General features: G+C 52.4%; 2 tRNA genes and 2 rRNA genes (1 of these 4 cut by a window edge). All 4 read right to left on the bottom strand.

Annotated features, from left to right (window positions below):
* Window positions 1-283 (bottom strand): 23S ribosomal RNA (locus F0361_RS18595); it reaches 2,547 nt to the left of the window's first position.
* Between the two features lie 143 nt (window positions 284-426).
* Window positions 427-500: transfer RNA gene (locus tag F0361_RS18590), tRNA-Ala, on the bottom strand.
* 111 nt (window positions 501-611) lie between these two features.
* Window positions 612-685, bottom strand: a tRNA-Ile gene (locus F0361_RS18585).
* 154 nt (window positions 686-839) lie between these two features.
* Window positions 840-2,364 (bottom strand): 16S ribosomal RNA (locus F0361_RS18580).
* The 16S and 23S rRNA genes sit together here with 2 tRNA genes alongside, the layout of an rRNA operon.
* Between the last annotated feature and the right edge of the window lie 136 nt (window positions 2,365-2,500).

Below are 2,500 nucleotides of genomic sequence, written 5' to 3'. Positions count from 1 at the left end.
CCGTTATTGCCGAAACAACAACGGTTTGGGCTAATCCGGTTTCGCTCGCCGCTACTCCCGGAATCACTTTTGTTTTCTCTTCCTCCGGCTACTTAGATGTTTCAGTTCACCGGGTTCGCTTGCCTTACGGCATGACATGTCTTCAACATGCCGGGTTGCCCCATTCGGATATCCGCGGATCATATCGTATGTGCCGATCCCCGCGGCTTTTCGCAGCTTATCACGTCCTTCGTCGCCTCTGAGAGCCTAGGCATTCCCCATACGCCCTTTTCCAGCTTGTCGCCTTTCCTTTTGTTCTATTCTACTTGTACTCTTTACTTTATAAAGATTCGTGTTTCTTTCTTTTTAGGTATATACAACAACATCACATGCCGCTGTATTCCCTGTTCCAATATGTCAATGAACCTGTCGCCCCTAAAGGGCATGTGGAGAATATCGGAGTCGAACCGATGACCTCCTGCGTGCAAGGCAGGCGCTCTAGCCAGCTGAGCTAATCCCCCATATACCAGTAGTTGGTACATAGTAGTTAGTAGTTAGACCATAACCACTACTCAACTTCCAGAATTTCCAATACTTCATACTCAATGAACGTCACCCTAAAAAGGGGCTCGTAGTCCCAGGCAGACTCGAACTGCCGACCTCTACATTATCAGTGTAGCGCTCTAACCAGCTGAGCTATGGGACTGTCCCTACTTCAACACCAGTTAAGGCGCTTCCGTATTTGTTATATATCATGATTGCGGAGATCTTATTTCAAAGAACATAAATAAATCGAAAAAACGGGACCGAAGGACCTTCGAAGGCCGCCGGGGACCGTCCCTTGGAGGGACAATCTCTAGAAAGGAGGTGTTCCAGCCGCACCTTCCGGTACGGCTACCTTGTTACGACTTAGCCCTAGTTACCGATCTTGCCCTAGGCCGCTCCTTGCGGTGACGGACTTCAGGCACTCCCGGCTTCCATGGCTTGACGGGCGGTGTGTACAAGGCCCGGGAACGTATTCACCGGATCATGGCTGATATCCGATTACTAGCGATTCCAGCTTCACGGGGTCGAGTTGCAGACCCCGATCCGAACTGTGACAGGTTTTATAGATTCGCTCCGCCTTGCGACGTGGCCGCTCTCTGTACCTGCCATTGTAGCACGTGTGTGGCCCAGGACGTAAGGGCCGTGATGATTTGACGTCATCCCCACCTTCCTCACGGTTTGCACCGGCAGTCCCGTTAGAGTCCCCATCATGACATGCTGGCAACTAACGGTAGGGGTTGCGCTCGTTATAGGACTTAACCTGACACCTCACGGCACGAGCTGACGACAACCATGCAGCACCTTGCAATCCGTCCGAAGAAAAGTCCATCTCTGGACCTGTCGAACTGCATTTAAGCCCTGGTAAGGTTCCTCGCGTATCATCGAATTAAACCACATGCTCCACCGCTTGTGCGGGCCCCCGTCAATTCCTTTGAGTTTCATTCTTGCGAACGTACTCCCCAGGTGGGATACTTATCACTTTCGCTTGGCCGCCCAGGCCTCAAGGGCCCGGACAGCTAGTATCCATCGTTTACGGCGTGGACTACCAGGGTATCTAATCCTGTTCGCTCCCCACGCTTTCGTCCATCAGCGTCAGTACATGGTTAGTCACCTGCCTTCGCAATCGGTGTTCTATGTGATATCTATGCATTTCACCGCTACACCACATATTCCGGCAACTTCACCATGACTCAAGACCGGCAGTATCAAAGGCAGTTCTATAGTTGAGCTACAGACTTTCACCCCTGACTTACCGGCCCGCCTACGGACCCTTTAAACCCAATAATTCCGGATAACGCTCGGACCCTCCGTATTACCGCGGCTGCTGGCACGGAGTTAGCCGGTCCTTATTCTTACGGTACCGTCAACAGGGCACACGTGCCCCTTTTTCTTCCCGTATAAAAGCAGTTTACTACCCATAGGGCATTCTTCCTGCACGCGGCATGGCTGGATCAGGCCCTCGCCCATTGTCCAATATTCCTCACTGCTGCCTCCCGTAGGAGTCTGGTCCGTGTCTCAGTACCAGTGTGGGGGATCCCCCTCTCAGGGCCCCTACCCATCGCGGTCTTGGTAGGCCGTTACCCTACCAACTAACTAATGGGACGCATGGCCATCCTCTACCGCCCGAAGGCTTTAACCATCAAACGATGCCGTTAAATGGTACCACGGGGCATTAATCCAAGTTTCCCTGGGCTATTCCCCTGTAGAGGGCAGGTTCCATACGCGGTGCGCACCCGTGCGCCGGTCGTCGGCGGAGCAAGCTCCCCGTTACCCCTCGACTTGCATGTGTTAGGCCTGCCGCTAGCGTTCATCCTGAGCCAGGATCAAACTCTTCATCGTTGTTCTTTGTTTACTCGTCCCAACGACCTCCGAAATATGACTCCCCGGCCCCGATTCTCTCGATCTAATTCTTTATATTCTCTACCATCGCACCCCCTTAAAAGGACGCGATTCTCTCCACAATATTTCAATGAAC

The organism is Maribacter flavus (assembly GCF_008386635.1).
GTDB classification, from domain to species: Bacteria; Bacteroidota; Bacteroidia; order Flavobacteriales; family Flavobacteriaceae; genus Maribacter; species Maribacter flavus.
Note: the sequence above shows the minus strand (reverse complement) of the source record. Positions and strands in the feature narration are given on the sequence as shown.